Raw genomic sequence first — 22,595 nt, 5'->3', positions numbered from 1 at the left:
CATCACGCCGGCGAAATTCCAGATAATGTTACCGCAATCTGAGCGTGACGAAGCATTGGCATTATATTTGCTTATGTTTCGCGATGAAGTCGTCTGGAGGGTCTGCGGGGATGAACACAAGCCACGCATCATGTGCTGCGTCGGTCCTGGCCGCCGAGGCGGTGGTCAAACGCTTCGGCGCCCACACCGTTCTGAACGGCGTGGATCTTGCGCTGGGCACCGGGCAGTCGACCTGCATCATCGGTCCAAGCGGCTCCGGCAAGACGACCCTTCTGCGATGCATGGCGCTGTTGGAAGTTCCTTCCGACGGGCGCGTCGTGATGGAAGGGGCGACGGTCTCGCAGGCCCGGCCATCGTCGGATGTGCGGCTCGCTGCCCGCAAGGTGCGGCCGGAAATCGGAATGGTGTTCCAGCAGTTCAATCTGTGGCCGCACATGACGGTGCTGGGAAATATCATCGAGGCCCCGATGCGCGTGCGCGGGGTGAGCCGGGACGAGGCGGTCGTCACGGCCGAACGGCTGCTTCAGAAGGTCGGCATGGAGGCGAAGCGCGATGCCTATCCGGCCAGGCTGTCCGGAGGTCAGCAACAACGCGTCGCGATCGCCCGGGCGCTTGCCATGCAGCCGAAGATACTCCTGTTCGACGAGCCGACGTCGGCTCTCGACCCCGAACTTCGCCGCGAGGTGCTGCAGGTCATGCGCACGCTCGCGCTCGAAGGCATGACGATGCTCGTGGTGACGCACGAGATGGGCTTCGCCCGGCGCGTGGCGAGCCATGTCGTGTTCATGGACGAGGGGATGATCGTTGAGCACGGCACGCCGGCCGCCTTTTTCGAACGGCCGACGACCGAGCGCGCCAAGCGCTTTCTCAATCAGTTTGACGAGTGATCACTGCACGACAGGAGATTGAAGCTCATGCCAAATCTGCGCCGACTTGCCTTCGTTTGCGCGCTCTTTCTCTCGATGACGCCGGCGGCTGCCCAGCAGACGCAATCGCGACTCTACGAGATCACCAAGAGCGGGGTGCTCAGGGTCTGCATCTGGCCCATGTACTATTCGATTTCGTTCCGCAACCCAGATAGCGGACAGCTCGAGGGGATCGACATCGATCTCTCCAGGGAACTCGCCAAGGACATGGGCGTGAAGCTGGACTATGTGGAGACCAGCTTTGGCAGTTTCATCGCCGACCTGCAGGCCAACAAATGCGATCTCGGCATGTTCGGCGTCGGGGCGACGATGAAGCGGGCGCAGGCCGTCGCGTTCTCGGATCCGTATCTGACGAGCGGGGTCTATGCCGTCGTGCGCAAGGACGGTCCGATCAAGTCGTGGGCTGACATCGACAAGTCCGGCGTCAACGCCGGCGTCTCGCTCGGCAGCTATGTCGAGAACTTCATGCGGTCCTACTTCAAGAACGCCAAGACCGTCGCGGTCGCGCCTCCGGCCACCACCCAGGCTGAGCTGATGGCGCAACGCGTCGACGTCGTCATGACCGATTATCCGGCCTCGATCAAAATGAACGCCCAGTTCGACTGGACCACGACGGTGGCGCCGCCGGAAAACCTGTCCGTGACGCCTTACGCTTACGTCATGAACCAGGGTGACCAGATCTGGCTGAACTACGTGAACCTGTTCGTTCGCACCATCAAGCTCGACGGCCGGCTCAAGGCTGCCGCCGAGAAGAACAAGCTCGGACCGATCGTCGCGCCCTGAGACATCAGATGCAAAGCTACAGCTTTCGCTGGGACGTCATCCCGAACAATCTGGGTTTTCTTGCCTCCGGCATGGAAATGACCCTGTTCATTTCAATTGTCACGCTCGTGGTGGCGACCCTGTTGGGGCTCGTCATCGCGATCATGCAGATGTCCCGTTTCCGCTTCGCGCGCATCATCGCGCTTTCGGTCGGCGAAATCGTCCGCAATACGCCAATCCTCGTGCAGCTGCTATGGGTCTATTACGTGCTGCCGATCGTCTTCAATGTGAGGATCGATGCGCTGGCCGCGTCGATCCTCGGTCTCTCGCTCTATTCGGCGGTGTTCATCTCCGAGGTCTTCAGAGCGGGCATCCAGACCGTTCCGGTCGGGCACCGCGAAGCGGCGCAGGTGCTCGGCCTGACGCCCGCGCAGAGCTTTGTGCGGATCGTCGGCCCGCAGGCGATTCGCAGCGTGCTGCCGCCGCTGGCCGCCAATTTCGTCCAGCTCATCAAATATTCCTCGCTTGCGTCCGTGGTGTCGGTCGGCGAGGTCACGCGGCGCGGCATGGAGTTGTCGTCATCGACGTTCAGGCCGCTGGAAATATTCACCTTCATCGCGGTGGTGTATTTCGCGATCTGTTGGCCGCTCACTCACTCAATTCGCATATGGGAAGCGCGCCTTGCACGACGTTGATCAAGTTCGCCGCGCGATTTCGAGCGATCGGACCAGCCAGGTCGTCGAGCTGGCGATGCGGCTGATCGGAGTGCCGTCGCCAAATCCGGACGGCGATACCCGCGCTGTGGCGGCGCTGGCGGCGGATCTTCTCAGCGCCCATGTGCCTGGCGTTGCGGTTGAGCTGCATCCGGGGACAGCCGAGATCGTCAACGTCGTCGCACGGATCAAGGGTCATGCCCCCGGCCGCCGCATCGTGTTCAACGGCCATCTCGACACCTATCCGTTGGGCGAGCGGATGAGCTGGTCGGTCAATCCCGACGGAGAGGTCGTAGGCGGCCGCCTTTACGGCCGCGGCGCTGCCGACATGAAGGGCGGCATCGCGGCATCGATAGCCGCGATGGCCGCGCTGGCCGAGCAGCGCGAGGCATGGGCGGGAGAGGTGGTGCTGACGCTCGCCGGCGACGAGGAAAGCATGGGTCCATACGGGACCAAATACCTGCTCGACCAGGTCCCCCATGCCAGCGGCGACGCCGTGATCGTTGGCGACGCCGGTTCACCGATGGTGCTGCGCTTCGGCGAGAAGGGATTCCTCTGGATCGAGATCGAGGCGGACGGCAGCGCGGCGCACGGCGCGCATGTCCATCTCGGCATCAATGCGATCGATCGCTTGCGCGAAGCGCTGGACAGAGTGAGTGAGCTGCGCAGCCTGGCAGTTGCGATGCCGGTCAATGTCGCCGACGCCATCCGCCGCGCAAGGCCTGTCTCCGAACCGCTGTGCGGCGCCGGCGAAGCCGACGTCCTGTCGCGCGTCACGGTCAACATCGGAACGGTGAGTGGCGGTTCGTCGCCGAACCTGGTGCCGAGCCGGGCACGCGCGGCCATCGACCTGCGTCTGCCGGTCGGCGTCACGTCGGAAGCTGTACTCGCGCTGTTGCGGGAGGAGCTCGATCTGCCCGGCATCACATGGCGCGTGTTGCGCTGCTTCGAGCCCAATCACACCGGCCCCGGTGACGAGATCGTCACGCGCTGCGCAACTGCGGCGACGGACATCATCGGCAGGGCGCCGGCGATCAACATGCGCGTCGGCGGCTCCGATGCGCGCTGGTTTCGAATGGCCGGAATCCCGACGGTGGTCTATGGGCCGACTCCTCACAACATGGGCGCGCCGGATGAGTATGCGGAGATCGCCGAACTGGCGACGGTGTCGCGCGTGCACGCGCTGACCGCCTTCGACATGCTGACAAGAGAGAGCAGAAAATGAGCGACGTGGCGGGTTTCGTGGGTCCGGAAACATTCATGGGATTGCCGGCGGGGTTACCGCGCCCGGGCAGCCGCGCTGCCGTGCTCGGCGTGCCGTTCGACTGCGGCACGCATCCGTTCCGCGTCGGCGCCCGGCAAGGTCCGCTGGAGGTCCGGCGGGAGTCGCGGCTCATTCGCCGCTATCATCCGTCGCTCGCCGACGTCGATGTGCTGTCATTGCTGGGGGCGGTCGATGCCGGCGATGTTGCCTTGGTGCCGGGACGCATCGAAGACGCCTTTGTCAAGATCGAGGCTGCCGCCGGTCGGATTCTCGAGCTTGGCGCGGTGCCGGTCGGGATCGGCGGCGACGGTTCGGTCTCGCTTCCGCTGATGCGCGCCGCCGCCCGGTATCACAAGGATCTCGTTGCACTGCATATCGACAGCCATACCGATGCATATCCGTATACGCCGGACGATCGGTACAATGCGGCCACGCAGTTCACCAACGCGGCGCAGGAAGGCGTGGTGAACGCCGGCCGATCCTGGCACATCGGCGTGCGCGGATTCACCTATTGCCCGGGTGTGCTCGAACACACGCGATCGCTCGGATTTCGCGTCGTCACGATCGAGGAGCTGATGCGGCGCGGTTTCGCGCAGACCGTCGCGGAATTCAGCCAGGTCGTCGGCGCGCGACCGGTCTATCTGTGCTGGGACATGGATGTGTTCGATCCGTCGGTCGCTCCCGGCGTCTGCACGCCCGCCTGGGGAGGCCTGTCGGCCCGCGAGGGGATCGAATTGCTGCGCAGCCTTTCAGGCTTGAACATCGTCGCGATGGATTTCAACACCGTCAGCCCGCCACAGGACGTTCAGGGGATGGCCGCGCAGCTCTGCGCCCATATGATCATGGAGGCTCTCGTGCTGCTTGCCGCAGGCATGGGGCTGTTGCCGGACTGAAATCGCGGCGGCTTGATGGGTCATGCTGCGCCGGCGATGACCGTGCCCTTGAATCCGCGGGCCTTACGACGCTGCGCGCTCCGACGTCCCGAACAAACGCGCCAGCAGCGATAGCGCGGAATCGCCCGGCATCAGCGTTGTCACGCTGACCGCGGGCTCGGCACGCGTGTCGCGGCGGCCGTTCTGGGTGTGGCGCATGACGCTCGCCAGGCGCCGCGTGATCGCCTGCGCGTTGCGCAGGTCGGTGCCGGCGAATGCCACGACCAGCGAGCGGTCGTCATGCACGGCACCGAAATCGGCCTTGCGCATCAGCCGGCTGATGATCCGCGCGCCGTCGAATTGCGCGCGCGGCTGCGTGTTGTCGAAGGTGAAGCGTGCCACCGAGAGCGCGCCGCCGCGCTCGGCGGTCTGGTAGACGGCCGTCGCAAAATCGCGCTCGAACGCGGCCTTGGTGAGCAGGCCGGTGCGGGCATCGATCAGGCCCTTGGCGTCGATCGCCTTCAGCATGCGGCCGAGGCGCGCCTCGAAGGCGTGCTGGCGGATCATCGGCAGCGCCATGTCGGCGATGCGGGTCGGCCCGGCCGTGACGATCTCGAGATTGGGCAGTTCGTATCGCGGCGTCAGCTCGCCCGAGGCGACGATCACGGGCAACGGGCGGAAGCGCACATCCTCGGTCAGCACGGTCAGGAACGCATCCATCACCCTCGGCGTGAAGCCTTCCGCCAGCACGATGCCGTCGATATCGCGGCTCGAGAGATGCTTGGCGGCGGCCTCGATGCTGAGCGCACCGACCACGCCGGCGCGTTCGCCGAGCGCGACCGACAGCGTCGGGTAGGCGCCGCCGCGGCCGATCAACAGCGCGGTGGCCTCTCCGATCGGATCGATGTCAGACAGGGCGATCGGTGCCGGCGGCACCAGGCGGCGCATCACGGTGGCATGCAGGCCGCGAACGCGTAACGACGCATTGAGCCGGGCGACCAGCCGATCCGGCAAACCCTTGCTCTGGAAGAATGCGATCACGGTGTCGGGCAGGGTGGTCGCGGGATCGACCGCGATCACCGGCAGATACGGCGCGCGGGCAGCGGCGCGCTTGGCGAGACCCGACAGGGTGACGAAGTCGACGCCCTCGGCGGCCGCGATGATCGCTGCCGGCTTGACCTGCTCGATGGCCCGTCCGGCCTCGTTCCAGTCGCTGACCACGACCGGGAACAGTTTCGTCTCATCGAGGACCGCGGCAAACGACGGCTTTGTCGACGCCGATACGATAAGGACCGGACCTTGTTGGGACATTCGAACGCTCGAAACCAATGCAGAAATCAGCAACGGCTGCGATGCTAGTTCGCATGGCTTAATGCGGCGTCAACACAATGATAAGACTAACGCAATGATAAGATTTTAACTCACCCCGGCGCCGCCACGGTCGCGAAATGCTTCGACCATCAAGGGGTTAAGCCCAAGTTCTGTGAGGGCGTCGCGGGCGCGCGCATTGTCCTGCGCCCGTCCGGCCAGCCGGTGGCCGCTGAGGCGGTCCGGCAATGCGGTGAGCAGCGCGCCCTGGCCGAGGCGGCGCGACCACTCCTGCAGTTCCTGGGCGAGGAAGCGGTAGCCGCCGACCGTCATCACCCCCGACGGCGGTGCGGTGATGTTGATGGCCCCGGTCGCGCGATCGACCCGTGCGGCATATTCGGTGTCGACGAAATCGCGCGGCGGCGGCGCGATCAGGCTGTCGCCGGGCGGAGGCGGCGGCGCATAGGCGGCGACCGGCACCATCGGGCCGCGCAGGCCGAGCGTGCCCTTCGGCGTCAGCAGGATCTCGCCGGCGATCGATGCGCCGGGTGCTTCGCGCGGCGCGCTGTGCGGCCCCGGCTTGATCAGGGCCGGCGATCCGTCCTCGGCGGTGCGGCGGGCGCCGAACAGCCCCGCCTCGCCGAACAGATAGACGTCGGTCATGGTCACCGGCCGCGAGGTCCAGTGCGCACTGGAGGCAACTTGCTCCGGCGTGCGCCAGAGGCCGATCACGGTGCGCAGGCTGGGCAGGCGCTCCGACAGGCCGCGCTCGTCGAGCCGCAACGCGAGCTGCGCCGGCGCGATCAGCGTGTTGCAGGCGTGATCGTTGAACTGGGTCTCGAACGCGTCCTCGTCGAAGGGGTGGTGCAGCACCAGCGTTCCGCCCGACAGCAGCCAGGTCACCAGCGACGCGCAGATGCCGGCGAACGACATCGGCGCGAACGCCGACATGATGGTGGCGCCTGGCGCCAGATCGCTCTCCAGCGACATCGCGAGCCCGCCGGCAATCAGGCCGAAATGCGCCCGCGGCACCGGACGCAAACCGTCGCTGGTGACGTCGAAGGAGATCAGCGCCGGCTTGCGGCCGTCCTCGATCATCGGGCGCGAGGCCCGGGAGTCCTCCAGGATCGCCTGGTCGAGCGAGGCCATGCCTTCGGGCAGATCGGGTCCGAAGCCGCAGACATGGCGGATCGAGAAGGCTTCCGCCGCGGCGTTCATGGCGATGTCGGCATAGGAGACGCCGTCGATCCGGCCGCAGCTGACGATCGCCCGCGCCGCGGTGCGGTTGAGCACGGACGTCAGCTCGGCCTGCCGCCACAGCAGCGGCAGCGGCACCACCACCAGGCCGACCCGATGCGCTGCGAGGACCGTGAGGGCGAATTCGACTGTGCCGGGCAGCTGCACGGCGATCACCGTGTTGGCCGGCAATCCGCTCTGGACGAAGTGGGCGGCGATCGCCGAGATCGCGCGGTCGGCCTGGGCATAGGTCAGGCGCTTGCGGGTCTGTCCGGTGATGCGCTGCTTGTTGAGCGGGTCGACCAGCGCCAGCGCCTCGGGCTGCCGCGCCAAGGTACGCTTGAACAGGGTATCGAGCGTTGGCGAGGTGATCGACTGGTTCACAGGTTCAACGTCGGTTGCATCGCTTCGGTCGGACCAGGTCATGCCGCGCCGGGTCGCATCACTTGCTAGACTACTTGGCCAATCATCTGGATTGCGCGCCGGGCTTCTGCCACCAGGTCTCCGGCAGGTAGCCCGTCAACGCCGTGGTCGAAGGCCGTTCTATCCGATTCCAGCGCGCGATCCATTGCTCTCCCAAGTTAAATAGGGGGATAGCGTAACAGCCCGACATCAGGGCCCGGTCCAGCGCCCGCACCGCCGAGACGAAGACCGGCCGCTCGCGCGCCGCGAGCAGCGCCGCGATCATGGCGTCGATGGCGGGATCCCTGGCACCCATGTAATTGCGGGTGCCCGGCACATCGGCGGCCTGGCTGCCCCAGTAGAACCACTGCTCGTTGCCCGGCGACAGCGACTGGTCCCAGCGGATGGGGATCATGTCGAAGTCATAGCCGACGCGGCGCTGCTCGAACTGCACTGCGTCGACCACCCGCACCGCGGCTTCGATGCCGGCCCGCTTCAGGTCACGCTGATAGGCGAGGGCGATCCGCTCATGCTCGCGCGTCGTCACCAGGATCTCGATGCGCAGCGGCGTCCCTGTCGAGCGCTGCTTCAAGACCGTGCCGTCGAGCGCGTAGCCCGCCTCGGCGAGCAGCGCGAGCGCATTGCGCAGAAGGCTGCGGTCGCGCCCCGACCCGTCGGTGACCGGCAGACGATAGCGGCCGTCGAGGATCTCGGGCTGGATGTGCGACAGATATGGCTTGAGCAGCTCGCGCTCGCGCTCGTCGGCGGGGCGGCCATAGGCGGACAGATCCGATCCGGCGAAGAAACCGCCGGCGCGCGAGAACAGTCCGAAATAGTAGTTGCGATTGACCCATTCGAAATCGAACAGCATCGCCAGTGCCTGACGCACCCGCAGGTCGGCGAATTTCGGCCGCCGGCTGTTGAACACCAGGAATTCGGACGGCCGCGGCGTGCCGATCTTGATGGTGTCGCGGATCACCTCGCCGTTGCGCGCCGCCGGGAAGTCGTAGCCGTCGTGCCAGCGCAGCGGCTCGGTCTCGGTCCGGAAATCATACAGGCCGCGCTTGAAGGCCTCGAACATGCCGTTGGCTTCGCGGTAGTAATCCAGCCTGATCTCGTCGAAGTTCCAGAGGCCGCGGTTGATCGGCAGGTCGCGGCCCCAATAATTGGGATCCTGCGTGAAGGTGACGCTGGCGCCGGGCTTGACCGCCGTCACGCGGTAGGGGCCGGACCCGATCGGCGGCGCCAAGGTGGTTTCCTCGAATTTTTCGGGGTCGATGGCGTGCCGCGGCAGGATCGGCATCAGGCCGAGGATCAGCGGCAATTCGCGATCCGCCACGCCGCCGAAATCGAACCGGACCGTGAGCGGGTCGAGCGCCTCGGCCTTTGCGACTTTCGAATAATACTGACGGTGCATCGGACGGCCGTGGTCGCGCAGCAGCGCCAGCGAGAACAGCACGTCGTCGGCCAGCACCGGCCGGCCGTCCGAGAAGCGGGCGCGGGGATCGATGTGGAACGTCACATAGCTTCTGGCGTCGTCGGTCTCGACGTTGCGCGCGAGCAGGCCGTACAGCGTGAACGGCTCGTTGTTGCCGCGCGCCATCAGGCTTTCGTAGACATAACCGCGCTCATAGCCGTAGCCCCTGACCTGCTGCACGGGGACGCCCCTGATGATCAGGGGATTGAGGCTGTCGAAGGTGCCGATCACACCCTGGATCAGGCGGCCGCCCTTGGGAGCGTCGGGATTGGCATAGGGCAGGTGGGCAAAGTCGGGTGGCAGCGCGGGGTCGCCATGCATCGCGATCGCGTGGCTCTCGGCGGCCGCCGCAGGGGCCGGCCCGCTCATCATGCATCCCGAGACCAGCCAGATGGCAGCCCATGCGGCGCGCCAAGTGTGCCCGGGAACACGTGCGTGAGGCGCCGGATTTGATTCGCGAAACGTCACGTCCGGAGGTTTATCACAGGCCGCTGAAACTCGCCGCGAGATGGGCGCAAATCCGCTTGTCGGCATTGATCTTTCCGCGCGCCGCTGTATTGAAGGCGTGCAATTCGAAGGCGGGAACGCCTGTCACGTATCCGCCTCAATTGACTAGGAGACAGCCGCCCAAACGGCTATGTGTCGGCGCCTGCAGCGGTTTCGGGCTTCCGTTCAGAAAGGGTTTTCCGCAATGAATTTCCGTATCTTGGCCGCCCCGGTCCGGCCGCATGGGCGAATTGTTGCCCTGATGGCGGCGACGGCATTCTCTGCAGCGCTCCTGGTTCCTGCCGCTCAGGCCCAGCAGCCGGCAGCGCCGGCGCCTGCGGCACCGAAGGCCGCGCCCAAGGCGGCACCCAAGGCAGCTCCGAAGGCGCCGGCTCCGGCAGCCCCGGCACCGGCCGCCCAGGCGCCGGCCGCAGGCCAGGCGCCCGCTGCGGCCGGCCAGCAGCCGCCCCAGGATCAGCAGATCCAGCTGATCTACGCCCCCTGGACCAAGTTCTGCCTGAAGGGCCAGGAAGCCAACGCCAAGCAGGTCTGCTTCACCGGCAAGGACGGCCGCATCGAGTCGGGCCAGCCGGTGATTGCCGCCGTGATCATCGAGCCGGAAGGCGAGCCGAAGAAGATCCTGCGCGTCACGCTGCCGCTCGGCATGCAGCTCGTGCACGGCACCCGCATCATCGTCGATGGCAACCCGCCGCAGCAGGCGCCCTATGTGATCTGCTTCCAGAACGGCTGCATGTCCGACTATGAAGCAACGCCCGAGCTGATCGCCAACATGAAGAAGGGCCAGAACCTCGTGGTCCAGGCGATCAATTCGAACGGCGCGCCGCTGACGCTGCCGCTGCCGCTCAACACCGAATTCGCCAAGGCCTATGACGGCCCGCCGACCGATCCGAAGGTGTTCGAGGAAAACTCGAAGAAGCTGCAGGAAGAGTTGCAGAAGCGCGCCGAAGAGCAGCGCAAGAAGCTGGAAGGCGCGGGCGGTGGCTCTGCGCAGGCTCCGGCGCCGGCCAATCCGGCGGCCAAGTAAACACTTCGCAAACACTTCAATCGCGCGTTCAAGAAAGCGCGAGATCATCGCGATCAAAAGGCGCCCTTCCGGGCGCCTTTTTTGTCATGCGAAACAGACTGGCTGCTGGCAGCCTGCTGCGCTGGTGATCGCGCAGATCGTATGCGATGGTCATCGAAGGGTGCTGCGATTGCCTCGCGCGATGAGCGCGCATCGTTGGTGCCTGGTCCGGACCAGTCCGGCGTCGAAGCACAATCATAGATCCGGTACGGGAGGCCAGACGAAAGCGCGAACAGCGCCTTCGATGCGCAAATGCGCGCGCGGTTCTTCCGCGAATCCTGGCCGCCGTTCGCAGTCATGGAAGTCGCGCAATGTCCCGGCAAGTCAGCACGCAGCGGCTCGAACCGCGCTCCCGGCCCCGGGAGCAGCCGACCGGCGGTGCTTCGGTCGATGCTGGCGTTCGCGTCAGCCAAGATAACGCCCCCGGTAACTTTCATCCCGGCATCGTCCATCTCGCGCTGGCGATGGGCGGCTTTGCGATCGGCATCGCCGAGTTCGCGACCATGAGCCTGTTGCCGTTCTTCGCCCGCGACCTGCACATCAGCGAGCCCCAGGCCGGCCACGCGATCAGCGCCTACGCGCTCGGCGTTGTCGTCGGTGCGCCGGTCATCGCGGTGCTGTCGGCACGCATGACGCGGCGGACGCTGCTGATCGCGCTGATGGGCTTCTTCGCGCTGATGAACGGCCTTTCGGGGCTCGCGCCCGATTATCACACCATGCTGGCGCTGCGCTTCCTGGCGGGGCTGCCGCACGGCGCCTATTTCGGCATCGCCATGCTGGTCGCGGCCTCGCTGGTCCCAACGGACAAGCGCACGGCGGCGGTCGGCCGCGTGCTGCTAGGGCTCACCATCGCGACGACGATCGGCGTTCCACTCGCCAACGGGGTCGGGCAGGCGATCGGCTGGCGCTGGGCCTTCGCGATCGTTGCCGGCCTTGCGCTGTTGACCGCGGTCCTGGTGCTGATCTTCGCCCCGCGTGATGCCGCCAACAGCAAGGCGAGCCCGCTGCGCGAACTGTCGGCACTCGGGCGCAAGCATGTCTGGCTGACGCTGGCGATCGGCGCCATCGGTTTCGGCGGGCTGTTCTCGGTCTACACCTATCTGGCGTCGACCATGCTGGCGGTGACCCACACCTCGCCCGCGCTGGTGCCGGTCACGCTGTGCGTGTTCGGCGCCGGCCTTACCGCCGGCAACATCATCGTGCCGCGCTTTGCCGACCGCGCGCTGATGGCAACCGCAGGCGGGCTCCTGCTATGGTCGGCGGCGACGCTCGCGCTCTATCCGCTGGCGGCCGGAAATTTCTGGACGCTGACCGCCGACGTGTTCCTGATCGGGCTGGGCGGGGCGCTCGCCACCGTGTTGCAGACCCGCCTGATGGACGTCGCGGGCGAGGCGCAGAGCCTCGCCGCCGCGCTCAACCACTCCGCCTTCAACGTCGCCAATGCACTGGGGCCATGGCTCGGCGGAATGGCGGTTGCCGCGGGTTATGGCTGGACGTCGACCGGCCTGGTCGGCGCGGGGCTGGCGCTGGCGGGCTTTGCCGTCTGGGCGATCGCGGTTGTCCTGGCCAGGCGCGAGGGGGTGTGAGCGTGGCAGCGCGACCGCCGTGGCATCCGCCGGAACGCCGCCGAACCTCAGTTCAGCGACGGGTTGCGCGGACGGTAGCCGCCCGATTTGTCCTTGATGAAGATCTCCGCCACCTGCGAATGCCGGATCGGCTCGCCGGACTCGTCGGGCAGGAGGTTCTGCTCCGAGACATAGGCGACGTACTCGCTCTCCGAGTTTTCCGCGAGCAAGTGGTAGAACGGCTGGTCCTTGTGGGGCCGCATGTCCTCGGGGATCGACAGCCACCATTCCTCGGTGTTGTTGAACTCCGGGTCGATGTCAAAAATCACGCCCCGGAAGGAGAACACCCGGTGACGGACGATCTGCCCGATCTGAAACTTGGCGGTGCGCGCTTTGATCATGGCTCGTCGATAGACCAACATTGTGGCCGATGCTAGGGGCTAAGCTCCGAATTAACCCGCGCTTTACCGATTCCAGCCCTGCAAAAACGACCCGAAATCCGGCCGAGAAACTACTTTCAGAATGATCGATATCCTCAATCTGGCGTTGCCGTATTTCGGCTTGATCTTCATCGGTTACGCGTGCGGCAAGGCCAAGGGGTTGCCCGAGAGCGGGCTCGCCTGGATGAATTTCTTCCTGCTTTACGTTTCGTTGCCGGCGCTGCTGTTCGGGATCATGTCCAAGACGCCGTTTGCGGAGCTGAACAACCCGCCATTCCTGATCGCCACCACGCTCGGAACCGTGCTCGCATTCTTCCTGGCGATGGTCGCGGGCAAGGTGATCGGCGGGCTTACGCTGCGCGAGGCGACGCTGGCCGGCCTGTCAGGCGCCTACGGCAATATCGGCTATATGGGGCCTGGCCTCGCGCTTGCCGTGCTCGGTGCCAAGGCGGCGGCGCCGACCGCGCTGATCTTCTGCTGCGACAGCATCTTCCTGTTCTCGATCGTGCCGCTCTTGATCGAGCTCACCGACCGCGACCATCCCTCGCTGCTGCACGCACTTGGCGTGGTGCTGCGGCAGATCGTGCAGAACCCGCTGATCATGTCGGCCGTGTTCGGGGCGCTGGTCGCCGCGTTTCGCATCCCGATCCCGGTCGCGCTCGATCGCACCATCCAGTTCCTGGAAAACGCCGCCGCGCCGACGGCGCTGTTCGTGCTCGGCATCACGGTGGCGCTGCGGCCGTTCGAGCGGGTGCCGTGGGAGGTCCCGGGCGTGGTCGCGATCAAGCTTTTGATCCATCCGCTGCTGGCGTTCGGCCTGATGCTGCTGTTCGGCCCGTTCGCGCAGCCTTGGGCTGCGACAGCGGTGCTGATGGCGTCGCTGCCGCCGGCGCTCAACGTGTTCGTGATCGCGCGGCAGAACGACACCTGGATCGAGCCGGCCTCAGTCGCGGTGCTGATCGGCACCTTCGCCTCGGTGGTCACGCTGACCAGCGTGATGTGGTTCATCCAGAGCGGACGGCTGGTGTTTCCCTGATCGGCGCGCTTCTTATTTGACGCGTTTTCTTAACGCGAACCGGTACCCACTTCGCTCGAAAACGCTTTGCTCACCGCCGCCAAGACGGGGCAAGGCCTTCGCGCATCGCGAGGCGCCGCAACGGGCCGAATGCGCCGAGCAGATGCAGGCCGGCAGCGCGCGCCGTCTGCATGCCGAGGAAATCGCTCAGCAGCGACCGGTTGGCGATGTCGATAGCCCAGGTCCGGCTGGCGACATCGGGGCGCCGCGCCGCCTGGTAGCGCGACAGCACATTGGGCGCGCCGGGATCTTCGCCGCGACCGATCGCCTGACCCGCGATCTCGGCGATATCGGCGGCATCGCGCAGTCCCATATTGAGGCCCTGCGCGCCGATCGGCGGCAGCACATGGGCGGATTCCCCGACCAGCGCGATTCGGTTTTTGGCGAATTGCCGGGGCCGCTCGATCGCGAGCGGAAACACGTGACGGCCGCCCTGGACCTCGACGCGGCCGAGGATCGAATGCGATTGTCGCTCGGCCGCGAGGGACAATTCGTCGTCCCCGAGCGCCATCAGCCGCTCGGCCTCCTTGGGCGCCGAGACCCAGACCACGCTGCTTCGGTTGCCGCTGAGCGGCACGAACACGCAGGGGCCGTGCTCGGTGTGGAATTCGGTCGAGATGTTGTGGTGCGGGCGGGTATGGGTGATGTTGAAGGTGAGGGCGGACTGCCCGAGCTCGCGGCTCGTCACCTCGATGCCGGCGGCCTCGCGGGACAATGAATTGCGCCCGTCGGCACCGACCACGAGCCGGGCCTGAAGCGACTGGCCCTGCCGCGTCACCACGGTGACCGCGGCAGCGTCCGGCCGCACCGAGGCGGCTTCATCGTCGAACCGCGTCAACGCGGACAGTTCACCGGCGCGGTCCTCGAGCGCCGCGACCAGCGAGCGGTTGTCGATGTTGAAGCCAAACTGCTCGCGGCCGATCTCGTCGGATGAGAAGCGCACCTCGGGCGCGCGGATCAGGCGGCCAGTGTCGTCGACGAGGCGCATGGTCTTGAGTGCCGCCGCTCGGTCGCTGCAGCGCCGCCAGACGTCGAGCCGATCCAGGATATCGGTCGAGGCACCGAGCAGCGCGGTGGTCCGGTTGTCGGCATAGGGCGCGCGGCGCGCCAGCAACGCGGTCCGTGCACCTGCGTCGGCAAGGGCAATCGCAGCCGTCAATCCGGCCGGACCGCCGCCTATTACGATAACGTCATAATCCAGCGAGCTGTCGGTCATAGCAGGACATTTGACATGCTTGGCCCGATTTTCAAGCCATCGGTAACCACCAAGAGTTTCCAACGCTTTGCGCGGCGGAACGCCGCAAGACCGCATATGCAAACCGGTCCGATTCCTGATAGCACTCGGCCGATGGAGCATTCGAGCCAGCCCGATGCGTTGCCAGAACGGATGCGGACCGCCGCATTCTCCGTTCATATTTTCACGGCGCTCGGCGCCGGGGTCGCGCTGCTGGCGATGCTGGAGGCGGTGCGCGAGCACTGGGCCAACATGTTCGCCTGGCTCGGGGTCGCGCTGATCATCGACGGGATCGACGGCCCGCTGGCGCGCCGGTTCGACGTGGTGCGGCTACAGCCGAACTGGTCGGGCGAGGTGCTCGACCTGGTGGTTGATTTCGTCACCTATGTGTTCGTGCCGGCCTATGCGATCACCGCGAGCGGCATGCTGCTGCCGCTGGCGGCGCCGATCCTCGGCATCGGCATCGTGGTCTCCAGCGCGCTGTATTTCGCCGATCGCCGCATGAAGGCCGATGACAACCATTTCCGTGGCTTCCCGGCGCTGTGGAATGCGGCGGCGTTCTATCTGTTCCTGCTGCACCTGCCGCCGGTGCTGTCGACGATCGTGGTCGCGGCCCTGATCGCGCTGACCTTCGCGCCGTTCCACGTGCTGCACCCGCTGCGTGTGGTGCGGCTGCGCTGGCTGACGCTGTGGCTGCTCGGCGCATGGGCGCTGCTCGGCATGTACACGCTTGCCAACGATTTCGTGGTCGGAGCCCCGGTCACCTTCGGGCTCTGCGCCATCGCCGCCTACATCATCGGCAGCGATACCGTGATCCGCCGGATGAAAGCCTTCAGAGCATGATGCAATTGATCACCAGCCCGGAAGCCTGGGCGGCGCTGTTGACCCTGACTGCGCTCGAGATCGTGCTCGGCATCGACAACGTGATTTTCCTGTCGGTGATCGTATCGCGGATCCCGCCGGCGCAGGCCAAGCGCGCGCGGCAGATCGGCCTGCTGCTGGCGCTGCTGTTCCGCATTCTGCTGCTCTCGATCCTGGTCTGGCTGATCGGGCTGACCCAGCCGGTGATCACTGTTAAGGACGTCGCGTTGTCGTGGCGCGACATCATCCTGATCGGCGGCGGCCTGTTCCTGATCGCGAAAGCGACCCACGAGATCCACGGCGAGGTCGAGGCGCGCGAGGCGGAAGCCGACGACAGGCCGAGCGCCGGCGCGTTCTTCTGGGTGATCGTGCAGATCATCATCATCGACCTGGTGTTCTCGCTGGATTCGATCATCACCGCGATCGGCATGGCCCAGGACATCGAGATCATGATCGCGGCGGTGGTGATTGCCTGCGCCATCATGTACATCTCGTCGGGACCGGTGGCGCGGTTTGTCGCGGAGCATCCGACCACCAAGATGCTGGCGCTGGCCTTCCTGGTGCTGATCGGCGTGGCGCTGGTGGCCGACGGCTTCAAATTCCACATTCCGCGCGGCTACATCTATTTCGCGATCGCCTTCTCGGCCGCCGTCGAGGCGTTCAACGTCATGGCCAAGCGCAACCGCAGGAAGCCGGCGCGCTAATGGGCATTGTCTCCGCGCAAACGCTGCGCGTTTGGCGCGAGGGGAAACCGCTTCGCGCTTTTCCGGATCATGCCGTAGCCGGTTCCCGCCCGCTTGGTTGACAAGCCGGCCGCGATGGCATTCGCTCGCCTGACGCTGATATCTGAGGGGAGCGACGACATGACCAAGGCTGTGCGCGTGCACCAGGTGGGGGGCCCGGAAGTCCTGACCTATGAGGACGTCGAGGTGGGCGCGCCGGGGACCGGCGAGGTCCGGATCCGCCAGCACGCGGTCGGTCTGAACTTCATCGACGTCTATTTCCGCACCGGCCTCTACAAGGCGCCCGGCCTGCCGTTCATTGCCGGCAACGAGGCCGCAGGCGAGGTGTTGGCCGTGGGGCCGGGGGTGACCAATTTCCATCCCGGCGACCGCGTCGCCTATTACTACAATCTCGGCGGCTACGCGTCCGAGCGCGTCATCCCGGCCGACAAGCTCGTCAAACTGCCCGACCACATTACCTACGAGCAGGGCGCCGTGCTGATGCTCAAGGGACTTACGGTCTGGTACCTTCTGCACAAGACCTTCAAGGTCGAGCAGGGCCATCGCGTGCTGATCCACGCCGCGGCGGGCGGCATCGGGCTGCTCGCCTGCCAATGGGCGCGGGCGCTCGGCGCGCATGTCATCGGCACCGTCGGCTCGAAGGCGAAGGCCGATCTCGCACTCGCCAATGGTTGCGATCACGTCATCCTCTACAACGAGGAGAACTTCGTCGAACGCGTCAAGCAGATCAGCCGCGGCGAACTCTGCGACGTCGTCTATGACGGCGTCGGCAAGACCACGTTCCCGGGATCGCTGTCCTGCCTCCGGCCGCGCGGCCTGTTCGTCTCCTTCGGCAACGCGTCAGGTCCGGTGCCGCCGTTCCCGCTCGCCGAGCTCAACAACCACGGCTCGCTGTTCGCGACGCGGCCCAAGCTCAACGACTATGTCGGCACCCGCAAGGAATTGCTCGAAGGCGCCGACACGCTGTTCGCCGCCGTGATCAACGGCAAGCTGCACGTGCCGATCAACCACGCCTATGCACTGAAGGATGCGGCCAAGGCGCATATCGACCTGGAGAGCCGGGCGACCACCGGCGCAGCGATCCTGCGGCCGTAACTCTCGCCGTCATTCCGAGGCGCTCGCGACAAAATTGCAAAGCAATTTTGCGCTGAAGCGTCGAAGCAATCCATTGTCCCGCATGTGTGGAGGGATGGATTGCTTCGCTTCGCTCGCAACGACGAGCGCGGGCGCTACGCCACGCGGCGCGCAGCGCCGACCTTGGTCAGCACCGTATCCAGGCAGTCGATGACCAGGGAAATCTCCTCCCGCGTCACGTTGAGCGCCGGCATGAAGCGCAGCGTGTCCGGCTGCGGCGAGTTGATCAGCACGCCGGCCGCGAACGCCTCAGCGACGACGGCGGCGCCGATCGGCATCTTGAGATCGAGCGCCAGCAGGAGGCCGCGGCCCCTGATCTCGCCGAGCCCATGCCGCGACGACAGCCGCTGCAATTCGCGCTCGAGCAAAAGGCCGGCATCGACGACCGATTTCAGGAAATCGGGCTTGCCGACCTGATCGAGCACGACAAGCCCCGCGGCGCACATCAAGGGATTGCCGTTGAAGGTGCCGCCCTGATCGCCGTGATCGAAGCACGAGGCATGCTCGGTCGCGAGCAGGGCCGCGAGCGGCACGCCGCCGCCGATGCCCTTGCCGAGCGTCATGATGTCGGGCTCGATCCCGGCGTGCTGATAGCCGAACAGCTTTCCGGTCCGGCCGATGCCGGTCTGAATCTCGTCGACAATGAGCAGCAGGCCGCGCTGCTGGGTCAGCGCCCGCAACTCCTTCAAGAATTCATCCGTCGCGGGCCAGACGCCGGCCTCGCCCTGGATCGGCTCCAGCATGACCGCGACCGTCGACGACGAGATCAGCTTTCGCACCGACTCGATGTCGTTCAGCCGGGCTTTGCGGAAGCCCGGGACCTTCGGCTCGAACAGGAGCTCGAACGCCTTCTTGCCCGAGGCCGACATGGTCGCGAGCGTGCGGCCGTGGAAGCCGCCTTCGAAGGTGATGATCTCGTGGGCGCCATTCTTGTACTTGGCGCCGAATTTCCGCGCGAGCTTGATCGCGCCTTCATTGGCCTCCGCGCCCGAATTGGCAAAGAACACCTGGTCGAAGCAGCTGTTGTCGACCAGCAGCTTTGCCAGTTTCAGGCTCTGCTCGTTGTAGAATGCCGGGCTTGGCGTGAGCAGCCGTCTGGCCTGCGCCGCCAGCGCGTCGGCCACGATGACCGGCGAGTGGCCGAGTGGGTTCACGGCCCAGCCCTGCACGAAGTCGAGATAGCGGTTGCGGTTGCTGTCCCACAAATACGAGCCGGCGCCGCGCACGAACACGACCTCGGGGCGGGCGGTGATGTCCATCAGCGCGTCGAACGGATGGGTAGCGTTGGTCACGTCGTTCTCCTCTGGGGTCGGTGTGGGAAAGGGCGGGCCGAAAAGCGAGAAGGCCGCGCTTTGGGGGCGCGGCCTTCTCGAAAACCTTGGCTGATTTATAGGATCAGCGATGGCGTCGGACACGGCGCAGCCCAGCATCGTCGCGGGTGCGACGACGGCAGATGGCGCGGCGGTGGGTCCGGTTCAGCTTCATGGCGCAGGGCCATACAGCGAGAGGTGCGGCGGTGTCAAGCGCCGACCGCGCCTCATTCGACGGGCATAGCGCGCGTCGCCGGCGGGCAGGATTACGAGGTGAGCTACGAACCCGGAAGTCGGCAGCGTCGGTGAAGAAGGCCGTCAAAGAAGGTCGGCACCAGCCGCAAGCGAGTTGAGCGCCGGCTCGGGTCGGCGATAAGGAAGACGTTAGGAACGGCACCTTCGGCGCGTCGTTAGCAATGCGCCGCTCCTCGGCAGAGCGGCATTGGACGAATGAACGTGCCCCGGATCTTGCCCCCGAAGACCCGGGGCACATTCGCGATCATTTCCATTGGACCGTCGCCCTGGACAGGAAAAAGCGGCAATTTATCTCGCCCAGATTCACACGAGTTATTTCCGGAACTGGATGTCGTTGGGATGATCCGCGGAACAGGGCGCGTGATTTTCATTTCGTGTTTTTTCAGCCCTAGAACGACGACCGCTGCTTCTCGGTGAACAGCGGATCGGCGATCCAGCTTGACCCCGGCATGATCCGGATGCTGGGGCCACTTCTTCAGGGTGAAGTGAGGGGGCTTTGTCGCCCCCTCACTGTCGTCACCAATCGGTCCTGAGGTGATACCGATGCTTCAATCTAAATGTCGTGGCTGCCGCGGCGTGCTGGATTCGGTTGAGATCGGCACCGTCCCTGACCGTCGCATGAAGTCTCCAATCCGCGCTCGCTGGAATGACTTCCACATGGCACACATATTCACCGCCGAGAAAACTGCGAATTTCGCGCAGCGCGATCAACTCTAGGTCCTTCACCGATATTGGCGTTCTCATGCCGTCTAAGCCTTGCCGTCCACGTTGCCTTGAACGGTAACTGATCAGGCCGCTTGGGCTGGCCGAGCGAGATCAGCAAGCAGCCGTTCCAAGTTGCGCTTCTCTTCTTCGATCCTGTTCGCGAACGTCTCCCGCTCCTGTTCCGACTCCGCGGTGTCCAACAAAAACTGATAGTGACTAATTACCTTCTGGCTTCCGCGTATCAGAAATTGCGTCGTGCTCATGGTGAGGCACCTTCCGATCGACTGGGAATGCTAGGTGGTCGCTGTTCATGGACGAGAAGGGGAATCTCAGCCGCCAGATTTTCCATCGCCGACGATTCCTCGGACAGACGTCGTTCGATGAAGTTGCGCTCAAGGTCGCTCAGCTGTGTGCTGAGAAGCCATCGATACCGCTGGATGTTGTTGCGATGCGCCCGAAGCTGTTCGAGCTGGCGGTCGACGATCTCGCGCTTTTCTTTTGCCGATACCTGCCGGGCGCCCCAGCGGGCTTCGATCCTGTCCACAATGTGTTTCGGAAGGTTGATGTCGTTCATGTCACCCTCCTTCCTAAGCGGCGAGCGGACGCGCGGTTGAGCGAAGACGACGAGGTCTACCTCCCGGCGGATGATGAGGATCGCTGTCGAGACGGCATAGGGCGTCGAGAATAGCCTCGAGCTCCACCGGTGATCGTAGATCCCGAGGTGCCCGTAAGCCTGGGCGGCACGGAATCGCGGCAGCATCAGACGCCCATGACGCCAAGAGAGCGCGTTTTTCTTCCGTGGTCAGGGTCAGATCCGCCAGGACATCTCGGGGATGGTTAAACCGCGCCTCTTTGCGGTCAGATGCGTTCAAGGAAATGACGTTCGCGGTCGTCGGCCGCATGTTTGCCTCCGTTCCAAGACGAGAATTGAATGATTGAAGCCGCGTGCGGCAGATCCGGACGCGGCTTCGCGGCTGTCAGGCTGCAGCGGACTCAAGCCGTCGAGGCTGGCTCGGCTGCGTCGCGTTGATTGCGATCCGCCGCGGCTTCATGGCTTCCGGAATTTCGCGCGCCAGCTCGATCTTGAGTAGACCGTTATCGAACGCGGCATCCTTCACCAGAACATGGTCGGCCAGGCTAAACTGCCGTCTGAATCGGCGGGTCGAGATGCCTTGATAGAGGTAATCCCGGTCAGCTTTTTCGACCTTGTTGCCTTCGATCGTCAGGACGTTCTGCTCGGCGGTAACCGAGATCTCGTCCGGCGAGAATCCCGCAACCGCGAGCGCGATCTGGTAGCGGTCATCCGAAAGTCGTTCGATATTGTAGGGCGGGTAGTTGTCTTCGGTGGCTCGCTGGGCCGTTTCGGCCAGGTCGAAGAGGCGATCGAATCCAATTGTCGACCGGAACAGGGGAGAGAAGTCGTATGTGCGCATAGCCAAATCCTCCAGAGAGCAAGATGGGTATGAGAAGCACCGGACACGACCGGTGCCCGTTTGCCTGGACCCGTTTGGCGTCCAGGGCGCCGGCACCCTTAACGGATGACCTGCGCGCAGATGGAATTAGAGCGCGATTTGGCGGTGTCAAGAACGTCCAAGCAAAAAAATGCATAGCGGATAATCGGCCTTGCGCCGTTCGGGAAACGCGTCCGTCGGTGCAGCGCCGGATGCGCCGGGGGCTTTTTTATTTGTAGGAACGAAGCGCATCCACTGGCCTGGGTCGCCCTGTTCGGGTGCCGCACCGCGACCGGCACCTGGACGCCCAGCTACAAACTGGCCCCAGCTTGTCCGCTCGCTGGGGCCGTTTCTGGTTAGACGAACACATTACCGCCGGCCTGCGGCCTAATAGGAACTAAACGCCGAGTGCTGGTTTTGTGGTCGAGGTAATCATGGCAACTCGGCCTCGGCGCGCCCACCACGCTGGGGCCTTTCGCGAAGAGGCCGCCGACTGAGGCGGCCTCCGTTTTTCACATCAATAGGGCGATAGCCATTATTGCGATGGGGCTCAGCCCGAGCGCCACGATGAGCGCACTAAAAGGTAGGTCACTGCCCATGACACAACCCCTGCGGTTGGGGTTGAAGTCCTATTCCTGAATGCCGGATGGCCGCTAGTGCAGTTTGTGCCACATGTTGCGTTAACAAATCGAAAGGTACGACGTTCCTAGCCCCGCCGGAACTCCGTTCACGCATGGAGAAGACCGGGCCCAGCACCGGTCGATCGGTTCTGACACTCATTGAAGGGAATTAGGATAACTGATGCCGGCGGACTTCTCCGAGCCTCATGTTGAGCGTCAGGACGTGCTCGGCGGGAAGTTGTCGCTGAACTATGCTAGCGGCCCATCCTTCCGGAATTTCATCCAGCACGCGATCAACCGCTTCTTCGCGCGAGGTCGCAGCGAGCCAGACTTGGACTTCGCCCTCATCGGTTGTCACACGGACTAGATGAACCTCGGTCGCCTGTTGCATGAGCAATAAAAGCGGGATCGCCGCAATCGTTTCAAAAACCATCACATAAGCTAAGGCGGGAACCTGGATTGGGACAATTCGGCTGACTGACATACGCTAAAGCGCTCGCCCGATCCGAGGCGTAATGATTTGAACATTATGTTCAAGACCGATTTAGATGGCGTCGAGTTCAGCCTTATAGGCTTAGCGGGGATATCGCTCGTCGCGCTCATCGTCAGCGTGAGTTGGCTCTTGGTCAGCTGAACTGTCGTACCTCATTGGAAACGTCAACTTGGCCTCAG

21 protein-coding genes are annotated in these 22,595 nt (G+C 64.8%); 11 read left to right on the top strand and 10 right to left on the bottom strand.

Going from position 1 to position 22,595, the window contains the following annotated elements; genetic code table 11:
* Nucleotides 1-110 precede the first annotated feature (110 nt).
* From JEY66_RS24115 to JEY66_RS24095, 5 genes are read left to right on the top strand one after another with little or no spacing between them, the layout of a single operon-like run.
* Entirely contained in the window at nucleotides 111-887 is a 777-nt protein-coding gene (locus JEY66_RS24115; RefSeq protein WP_016845779.1) for an amino acid ABC transporter ATP-binding protein, read from the top strand.
* A 27-nt stretch (nucleotides 888-914) separates the two neighbouring features.
* Complete coding sequence (locus JEY66_RS24110; protein WP_018271599.1) at nucleotides 915-1,709, top strand: ABC transporter substrate-binding protein; 795 nt, start codon at nucleotides 915-917, stop codon at nucleotides 1,707-1,709.
* Between the two features lie 8 nt (nucleotides 1,710-1,717).
* On the top strand, nucleotides 1,718-2,383 hold the full coding sequence (locus tag JEY66_RS24105; protein ID WP_018271600.1) for an amino acid ABC transporter permease: 666 nt from the start codon (nucleotides 1,718-1,720) through the stop codon (nucleotides 2,381-2,383).
* Complete coding sequence (locus JEY66_RS24100) at nucleotides 2,370-3,626, top strand: M20/M25/M40 family metallo-hydrolase (protein WP_018271601.1); 1,257 nt, start codon at nucleotides 2,370-2,372, stop codon at nucleotides 3,624-3,626. The genes JEY66_RS24105 and JEY66_RS24100 overlap by 14 nt, the downstream gene beginning before the upstream one ends.
* Complete coding sequence (locus JEY66_RS24095) at nucleotides 3,623-4,558, top strand: arginase family protein (RefSeq protein WP_018271602.1); 936 nt, start codon at nucleotides 3,623-3,625, stop codon at nucleotides 4,556-4,558. The genes JEY66_RS24100 and JEY66_RS24095 overlap by 4 nt, the downstream gene beginning before the upstream one ends.
* A 63-nt stretch (nucleotides 4,559-4,621) precedes the next feature.
* Here JEY66_RS24095 and JEY66_RS24090 read toward each other — a convergent pair whose 3' ends face one another.
* The 3 genes from JEY66_RS24090 to JEY66_RS24080 all read right to left on the bottom strand — a co-directional run bounded on the left by JEY66_RS24090 (nucleotide 4,622) and on the right by JEY66_RS24080 (nucleotide 9,332).
* Nucleotides 4,622-5,848, bottom strand: a complete 1,227-nt coding sequence (locus tag JEY66_RS24090; RefSeq protein ID WP_018271603.1) for a hypothetical protein — start codon at nucleotides 5,846-5,848, stop codon at nucleotides 4,622-4,624.
* A gap of 105 nt (nucleotides 5,849-5,953) precedes the next feature.
* Nucleotides 5,954-7,507, bottom strand: coding sequence for an AMP-binding protein (locus tag JEY66_RS24085; protein WP_018271604.1), 1,554 nt, complete (start codon nucleotides 7,505-7,507; stop codon nucleotides 5,954-5,956).
* A gap of 40 nt (nucleotides 7,508-7,547) precedes the next feature.
* On the bottom strand, nucleotides 7,548-9,332 hold the full coding sequence (locus JEY66_RS24080; protein ID WP_018271605.1) for an extracellular solute-binding protein: 1,785 nt from the start codon (nucleotides 9,330-9,332) through the stop codon (nucleotides 7,548-7,550).
* 319 nt (nucleotides 9,333-9,651) lie between these two features.
* Between JEY66_RS24080 and JEY66_RS24075 the strand changes: the two genes are divergently transcribed.
* A complete protein-coding gene (locus JEY66_RS24075; protein WP_026192757.1) occupies nucleotides 9,652-10,491 on the top strand; it encodes an invasion associated locus B family protein in 840 nt (279 codons plus the stop codon).
* A gap of 350 nt (nucleotides 10,492-10,841) precedes the next feature.
* Nucleotides 10,842-12,116 (top strand): MFS transporter, encoded by a 1,275-nt coding sequence (locus JEY66_RS24070; protein WP_018271608.1) that lies wholly within the window; start codon nucleotides 10,842-10,844, stop codon nucleotides 12,114-12,116.
* 47 nt (nucleotides 12,117-12,163) lie between these two features.
* Here the strand turns inward: JEY66_RS24070 and hspQ are convergent, their stop codons facing one another.
* Nucleotides 12,164-12,496 (bottom strand): heat shock protein HspQ, encoded by a 333-nt coding sequence (gene hspQ, locus JEY66_RS24065; RefSeq protein ID WP_016845766.1) that lies wholly within the window; start codon nucleotides 12,494-12,496, stop codon nucleotides 12,164-12,166.
* A gap of 121 nt (nucleotides 12,497-12,617) precedes the next feature.
* Here hspQ and JEY66_RS24060 point away from each other — a divergent pair, with 121 nt between their 5' ends.
* Nucleotides 12,618-13,571: an AEC family transporter gene (locus JEY66_RS24060; RefSeq protein WP_018271609.1), complete on the top strand. Its 954-nt coding sequence runs from the start codon at nucleotides 12,618-12,620 to the stop codon at nucleotides 13,569-13,571.
* 70 nt (nucleotides 13,572-13,641) lie between these two features.
* Here the strand turns inward: JEY66_RS24060 and JEY66_RS24055 are convergent, their stop codons facing one another.
* The gene (locus JEY66_RS24055; RefSeq protein ID WP_018271610.1) at nucleotides 13,642-14,826 is read right to left on the bottom strand and encodes a UbiH/UbiF family hydroxylase; all 1,185 of its coding nucleotides are present in this window, start codon (nucleotides 14,824-14,826) and stop codon (nucleotides 13,642-13,644) included.
* Between the two features lie 132 nt (nucleotides 14,827-14,958).
* On the opposite strand from JEY66_RS24055, the gene pcsA reads away from it, so the two are divergent.
* The 3 genes from pcsA (at nucleotide 14,959) to JEY66_RS24040 (ending at nucleotide 17,543) form a co-directional block, all read left to right on the top strand.
* Nucleotides 14,959-15,687, top strand: coding sequence for a phosphatidylcholine synthase (gene pcsA / locus JEY66_RS24050; protein WP_018271611.1), 729 nt, complete (start codon nucleotides 14,959-14,961; stop codon nucleotides 15,685-15,687).
* Nucleotides 15,684-16,409 (top strand): TerC family protein, encoded by a 726-nt coding sequence (locus tag JEY66_RS24045; protein ID WP_018271612.1) that lies wholly within the window; start codon nucleotides 15,684-15,686, stop codon nucleotides 16,407-16,409. Before pcsA ends, JEY66_RS24045 begins: the two co-directional genes overlap by 4 nt.
* A 159-nt stretch (nucleotides 16,410-16,568) precedes the next feature.
* On the top strand, nucleotides 16,569-17,543 hold the full coding sequence (locus tag JEY66_RS24040) for a quinone oxidoreductase family protein (protein ID WP_026192759.1): 975 nt from the start codon (nucleotides 16,569-16,571) through the stop codon (nucleotides 17,541-17,543).
* Nucleotides 17,544-17,677: 134 nt separating this feature from the next.
* On the opposite strand, the gene JEY66_RS24035 is transcribed toward JEY66_RS24040, so the two are convergent.
* The 5 genes from JEY66_RS24035 to JEY66_RS24010 form a co-directional block, all read right to left on the bottom strand.
* A complete protein-coding gene (locus JEY66_RS24035; protein WP_018271614.1) occupies nucleotides 17,678-18,874 on the bottom strand; it encodes an acetylornithine transaminase in 1,197 nt (398 codons plus the stop codon).
* 1,061 nt (nucleotides 18,875-19,935) lie between these two features.
* Nucleotides 19,936-20,115: a hypothetical protein gene (locus tag JEY66_RS24030; RefSeq protein ID WP_016845758.1), complete on the bottom strand. Its 180-nt coding sequence runs from the start codon at nucleotides 20,113-20,115 to the stop codon at nucleotides 19,936-19,938.
* Complete coding sequence (locus tag JEY66_RS24025) at nucleotides 20,112-20,426, bottom strand: hypothetical protein (RefSeq protein WP_210291395.1); 315 nt, start codon at nucleotides 20,424-20,426, stop codon at nucleotides 20,112-20,114. Before JEY66_RS24025 ends, JEY66_RS24030 begins: the two co-directional genes overlap by 4 nt.
* Before the next feature lie 403 nt (nucleotides 20,427-20,829).
* Nucleotides 20,830-21,285: an Hsp20 family protein gene (locus tag JEY66_RS24015; RefSeq protein WP_018271616.1), complete on the bottom strand. Its 456-nt coding sequence runs from the start codon at nucleotides 21,283-21,285 to the stop codon at nucleotides 20,830-20,832.
* Between the two features lie 807 nt (nucleotides 21,286-22,092).
* A complete protein-coding gene (locus JEY66_RS24010) occupies nucleotides 22,093-22,407 on the bottom strand; it encodes a hypothetical protein (RefSeq protein ID WP_244620808.1) in 315 nt (104 codons plus the stop codon).
* Between the last annotated feature and the right edge of the window lie 188 nt (nucleotides 22,408-22,595).

The sequence above is a fragment of the Bradyrhizobium elkanii USDA 76 genome (assembly GCF_023278185.1).
Lineage (GTDB): Bacteria > Pseudomonadota > Alphaproteobacteria > Rhizobiales > Xanthobacteraceae > Bradyrhizobium > Bradyrhizobium elkanii.
This window is presented reverse-complemented; position numbering and strand designations above follow the sequence as displayed.